Raw genomic sequence first — 5,327 nt, 5'->3', positions numbered from 1 at the left:
CCCCAAAATTCGGGCGAGGAAACCATTGTGGTCAATACTTTTTTGATGTCACCGTCTTCCTTTAAAAAGCTTTTGGCCATTTTATCAACTAAAGCTTTTGGCGGATTATCGCTTACAAAACGAACGGCCAGTTTGTGGCAGATAAACTGTGCGGTGGAAGGATGGTGCGCCAGCATTTGCAGCAATTGCACGCCTTCATCGTAGCCGCCGTCCGGGCCAAAATGCTTTCCCAAAACCGTTTTTTCGCCGTTATCGTGGCGGTTTGGGTTGAACAGGAAATCGCCATCGTGTACAAAACCGCGCTCGGCCAATTTATCTTCGCCAACTTTGTCCATTAGTTTTTGAGCTATGTTGCCGTTGGCTTTATTATCCATCGGACTAACAGCCCAACCCGTTAAAACGCGTGCCGCTTCGGTAACATCGTGCTGCGTGTAGCCGCCATCAACGCCAAGCGTGTGCAGTTCCATCACTTCGCGGGCGTAGTTTTCGTTTAGGCCCTGTGCTTTTTTTACCTGCTTTATTTTGTTAAAATTTTGAGTTTGGCGCATGGCAGAATCGCCTGCGGCAGGCATTTGCTGATTGGCAAAACGCGCGGCCATATTTGCCCGCGGCGGGTTGGCGTTGGTATTAACGCCCGAACTGCTAAAATTATCCAGGTAATACAACATCGCCGGAGATTTTGCCGTGGCCAGCAGCAGTTGGTCAAACTTGCCTAAAGCATTTGGCCGGATGGCATCGCGCTCATAAACCGGGATAAAATCGGCACAATCATTTTTCGTAATCGAAACATTAAAATGATTGAACCAAAAATCCGTCAGCACTTCCTGCAACTGGTTTTGCGTATAAGCGGCACGCAGTATTTTTTGGTTAATCAACTGCCGGTAAAGGTCTTGCGGTTGCCGCAAACCTTTTTGCTGCATGTAGGCTGCAATTTGTTCTTTGTAAGCTTTTTTATCGTTTTGATTGATGGAATCTTTATTAATCACGCCGTCTTTTACCGCCATCCGTACAATTTGTCCGTTTTTTGGGTAGATGGCTGCAATTTCTGCGTTGCTCAACTTCATCGCATCGTACTGGTTTAAAAGCTGGTTCAAGGAATCATCGGACAAACCCGCTTCCAATTGCTGTTTAAACCATTTTTCGGGCCCGATTTTCACTACCGCATCAATTGCGCCCGGCGTTGCGCCAAACGTAAAACGGTTAAGCAAATGTGCCGCGGCCTGACGTTCGGTTAGGTGTGCTTGTTTGTACGGAAATTTAAAAGCAGCAAAGTTAGTCTGATGTTCATCCAAAAAAGAAGAAAACAGCAAACCAAGAACGGCCATTAAAAAGGCGAAACTTAAAAATCTAACCGGAAACTTCATGATTATTGAATTTTGAAGAAGTATCAGAACCTAAATACTGACTGGATAAAGTAGCTGAAGTTTAAAACGTTAGCATCAAAATTTTAGTTGGGCAAAAAGTAGATGGACTAAATCAACACTCACTAAATTTATGCCGATAAAAGAAGCATGAAAATTTAATCAATAATTAATTTCACTTGTATAATGATGGAGTGGATTTAACTAACAGGAGGTTTTTGTATGAAGAAAAAGAAAGCGGTGAAACAATTGGACAAGCTGTGGAAAGGAATGAAAAGCCATTTAAAAACTTTTTTGAAAACCAACAGCCAGGACGATCTGCACCAATTCCGTGTCCACGTTAAAAAGCTGAAGGCGTTGCTCACGCTTTATGCCAGCGAACCGGAAAATAAAGGTTTGCTGCACAAATTTAAGCCGGTAAAAACAGTATTTAAAGCAGCGGGCGATATCCGCAACGCGCAAATCAACCTGCAACTGGGCGAAAAACACCAGCTTCAGGACGAAAACTTTAACCAACACCAGCAGCAAATTTTGCAGCAAGGCACGGAAGCTTTTAAAAGCCAAGGCAAAAGTTATTTAAAGCGGTTAAAAAAAGCACACATTGCGTTGCAAAACAATTTGCACAAGCTGCAAGGCAAAACCATTCGGAATTTTTACAAGGATAAACTGGACCAGGTTGCTATTTTTTTTACCGCGCCAACTTTTGACGAAGCCATGCACACGGCACGCAAAAATATTAAATTGTTGATTTACAACCAAAAAGCAAGTGCCGAGGCGTTGTATGGGAAATTGCGGATCAATGCGGATTATTTGAACCAGTTGCAGGACAAAATTGGCCAGTGGCACGACCATTTGTTAACGATGGAAGTGTTATCAGCGATGAACCAACCGGACAATCAAGCCATTATCAACCTAAAAAACAGCAACGCGGCGTTGGAGCTGGAGATTTTGGAACTGGCCGCCAACTTTCGCCAAAAAGTAAGCACGGCCGAAGACGCGGCCGTTAAAATTGTTCCGGAAACCGTAGTTTAAAAAGAAAAATATGGGCTTAGAAATTGAACGCAAGTTTTTGGTGGATCCCGAAAAATGGAACGCTTTTGCCAAACCCGAAGGCACACCTTACCAGCAAGGTTATTTGGTGAACGAAAAAGGCAAAACCATCCGCGTACGCATTGCCGGCAGCAAGGCTTTTATCACCATAAAAGGGGCAACAACAGGTTTTACACGGAAGGAATACGAATACGAAATCCCGCTGCAAGACGGCCACGAACTGCTGGAAAGTTTTGCTTTGCAAGGCACTGTAAAAACACGTTACCGCATCCCTGTTGCCGGAAAAGTTTTTGAAGTAGATGAATTTAAAGGCGAAAACGAAGGCTTAATTGTGGCCGAAATCGAATTGAAAAGCGAAAGCGATTTGTTTGAAAAGCCTGATTTTTTAGCGGAAGAAGTAACGCATGATCCGCGGTATTACAACTCTAATTTGGCTACAAGTCCGTTTTCTTTTTGGAAAAAGTAAATACGCAACTTCTTTAAACCATACTGTTTTTATCGGCATAAAAACAGCATCTTAGCTTACCAAATTTATTTTAAATCGCTGGTTATGAAAGCCCAAACACGACGAAGTTTTATCCAATCTACCGCTGTGTTGACTGCCGGTGCCGCGCTGGCTTCTTTTCCTGCTAACTCGATGCCTATCCAAAATATCGGTTTGCAATTGTATTCCGTCCGAAAAGATATGTTGGCCGATGCTGCCGGTACTTTGAAAAAACTGGCCGTTATCGGTTACAAAAACCTAGAGTCGGCCGGAAGCGAAAAAGGCAGTTATTACGGGTTGAAACCAAAAGAAATGAAAAAGATCGCTTCGGATTTGGGCATGACTGTGCTGAGCGGACACGTACACATTGGCACCGACTGGCAAAAAACGGTAGACGAAGCCGCCGAAGCCGGACAAACTTATCTGATCTGTTCGACCATGCCTTCCAACGGCCAAACCGTGAGCAACTACCAGCATTGTGCGGATATTTTTAACAAATCAGCAGAAGTGGCCAACAAAGCTAACTTGGTTTTTGGCTACCACAACCACGAGTACGAATTTGAGCAGGAAAACGGCAAGGTTTTGTACGATATTTTGCTGACGCATACCGATCCCGCTAAAGTAAAGTTCGAGTTGGATTTAGGCTGGCTTATTGTTTCCGGACAGGATGCCACCACGTATTTTAACAAATATCCGGGCCGTTTCCCGCTTTGGCATTTAAAAGATATGGACAAAACCGCCAAACACAGCACCGAATTTGGCAAAGGCGACATAGATTTGAAAGCTTTATTAGCCCAAGCCAATAAAGCCGGCATGAAAAATTATTTTGTAGAACAGGAAGAATACAGCATGGCACCGTTGGCCGCGATGCAATACGATTTGAATTATTTGAAGAAATTGTAGGCCAATGCTTCTTTTACCGTATAAAATTTGGTAAAATCAGGTTACTTTTTTTCGTGCGCTTTTTTTTCTATCGAGTTTGCGTACAGCACCACACCGGCCCCGAAAACAATTAGGCCGCCAAAAAACAGGGCTGCATTGGCCGAAGTCCCGTTGGTAGAATCCGTAGGGTTAAAAGAATGTGCAGGTGTTAAAATTACGGTACAAGCAAGGATCAGGATACCAATAAATCCAACAAGAAGGCCTAAAGTTTTCATAACAATGTTTTAACTGCGGCAAATATAATTATGTTTTTATAATTTTTAGGGCCTATTTGGTCTAGTTCGTTCAGAAATATTAGTTAAAAAAAAACAGGAGGTTTAAAACAACGACCATTTTAAAATATTACTTTATAACGTTGGAAGGATGCAGCAAGGCTGCAATTGGCCCGCAATGCAATTTGGTTTGGCGTGTTTTAAAAATCTGCAATGCTTCTTTTATCAGATAAAAATTGGAAATACTTTTGATACAATTTCTGCTGATTAGTGATGTGGTTTCTAAAAAAGTTTGGTTTGATTTTTTTTGGTTGTTGTTTATGTAGTGAGAGCCTTCAAGCAAAAAACAATGGCTAAAAGCGTATTGTTAAAATTTAAACATTTATTCAATTTATAATATCATGAACCGGACTCAATTTTTAACCCTGCTTGGTTTATCTTCTTTTACCATGTTCAACAAAAAAGCGATGGCAGAACCGGCAAAACCAACTATGCTTCATTTTAAAGATGACGGCATCATTCCGAACAGCAAATATCCGTTGCTGCATTACCAAAAAGCTTTTTCGCAAAACGGTTCTTCGGGCGCGGATTGGCTGGAACAGCATTTTGCCAAAAACAACTGGACAAACTCCTGGCGCAACGGCGTTTACCCTTTTCACCATTACCACAGCACTTCGCATGAAGTTTTAGGCATTTACAGCGGTTCGGCCTTGCTGCATTTAGGCGGAGAAAAAGGGCAAAAAGTGGAAGTAAAAGCTGGAGACATCATCGTGATCCCAGCTGGCGTTGGCCATAAAAACTTAGGCAGCAGCCAGGATTTTGGCGTGGTTGGTGCGTATCCCGATGGCAGAAGCTGGGACATTATGCGCGGCCAACCCGGCGACCGGCCAAAAGCGGATGAACGGATTGCGGCGTTGCCGGTTCCTGGTACTGATCCTTTTTTGGGGAAAAGTGATGGATTGGTTAAAGTTTGGAAGTAATTGATTTGCTTTCATCCTATGAAATTGCTGCTGTTTAACACAACAGGCTTCGGCAATACAATCGTTATATGAATATTGTACTTACAGGTTCTTTAGAGAACATCGGGAAATCGCTTGCACAGGAGCTAAAACTGGCAGATTTTGTTAAAGATTTTGCATACGCTTATCATCTAGAAGTTAAAACATAAAGCTGGTTTAAATCTTGTTTAACTATTCCCATGCTTCTTTTACCACCTAAAAATCATTGTCTTTTTTGTGGTTCCTGCATCGGTATATAGTCAAAATAAAATTTACAGGC

6 protein-coding genes are annotated in these 5,327 nt (G+C 42.5%); 4 read left to right on the top strand and 2 right to left on the bottom strand.

The window, feature by feature from the left end; genetic code table 11:
* On the bottom strand, positions 1-1,364 hold a 1,364-nt coding region (locus Q0192_RS15625), incomplete at its 3' end, for a DUF1800 domain-containing protein (RefSeq protein ID WP_299290803.1).
* A gap of 219 nt (positions 1,365-1,583) precedes the next feature.
* On the opposite strand from Q0192_RS15625, the gene Q0192_RS15620 reads away from it, so the two are divergent.
* The 3 genes from Q0192_RS15620 to Q0192_RS15610 all read left to right on the top strand — a co-directional run bounded on the left by Q0192_RS15620 (position 1,584) and on the right by Q0192_RS15610 (position 3,798).
* Entirely contained in the window at positions 1,584-2,393 is an 810-nt protein-coding gene (locus tag Q0192_RS15620; protein WP_299290801.1) for a CHAD domain-containing protein, read from the top strand.
* Between the two features lie 10 nt (positions 2,394-2,403).
* Entirely contained in the window at positions 2,404-2,877 is a 474-nt protein-coding gene (locus Q0192_RS15615) for a CYTH domain-containing protein (RefSeq protein ID WP_299290799.1), read from the top strand.
* A gap of 84 nt (positions 2,878-2,961) precedes the next feature.
* A complete protein-coding gene (locus tag Q0192_RS15610) occupies positions 2,962-3,798 on the top strand; it encodes a TIM barrel protein (RefSeq protein WP_299290797.1) in 837 nt (278 codons plus the stop codon).
* A gap of 41 nt (positions 3,799-3,839) precedes the next feature.
* Here the strand turns inward: Q0192_RS15610 and Q0192_RS15605 are convergent, their stop codons facing one another.
* Entirely contained in the window at positions 3,840-4,052 is a 213-nt protein-coding gene (locus tag Q0192_RS15605; protein WP_299290795.1) for a hypothetical protein, read from the bottom strand.
* Between the two features lie 398 nt (positions 4,053-4,450).
* Here Q0192_RS15605 and Q0192_RS15600 point away from each other — a divergent pair, with 398 nt between their 5' ends.
* On the top strand, positions 4,451-5,029 hold the full coding sequence (locus tag Q0192_RS15600) for a cupin domain-containing protein (RefSeq protein ID WP_299290793.1): 579 nt from the start codon (positions 4,451-4,453) through the stop codon (positions 5,027-5,029).
* The last annotated feature ends 298 nt before the right edge of the window (positions 5,030-5,327 follow it).

Source organism: uncultured Mucilaginibacter sp. (assembly GCF_937859865.1).
Lineage (GTDB): Bacteria > Bacteroidota > Bacteroidia > Sphingobacteriales > Sphingobacteriaceae > Mucilaginibacter_A.
The sequence above is the reverse complement of the archived record's forward strand: the minus strand, read 5'-3'. Positions and strand labels throughout refer to the sequence as shown.

Bases quoted from the DNA above. Each gene is read 5' to 3' on its own strand.
- Q0192_RS15615 (WP_299290799.1), top strand. From the start codon at position 2,404: ATGGGCTTAGAAATTGAACGCAAGTTTTTGGTGGATCCCGAAAAATGG.
- Q0192_RS15610 (WP_299290797.1), top strand. From the start codon at position 2,962: ATGAAAGCCCAAACACGACGAAGTTTTATCCAATCTACCGCTGTGTTG.
- Q0192_RS15600 (WP_299290793.1), top strand. From the start codon at position 4,451: ATGAACCGGACTCAATTTTTAACCCTGCTTGGTTTATCTTCTTTTACC.
- Q0192_RS15620 (WP_299290801.1), top strand. From the start codon at position 1,584: ATGAAGAAAAAGAAAGCGGTGAAACAATTGGACAAGCTGTGGAAAGGA.
- Q0192_RS15605 (WP_299290795.1), bottom strand. From the start codon at position 4,052: ATGAAAACTTTAGGCCTTCTTGTTGGATTTATTGGTATCCTGATCCTT.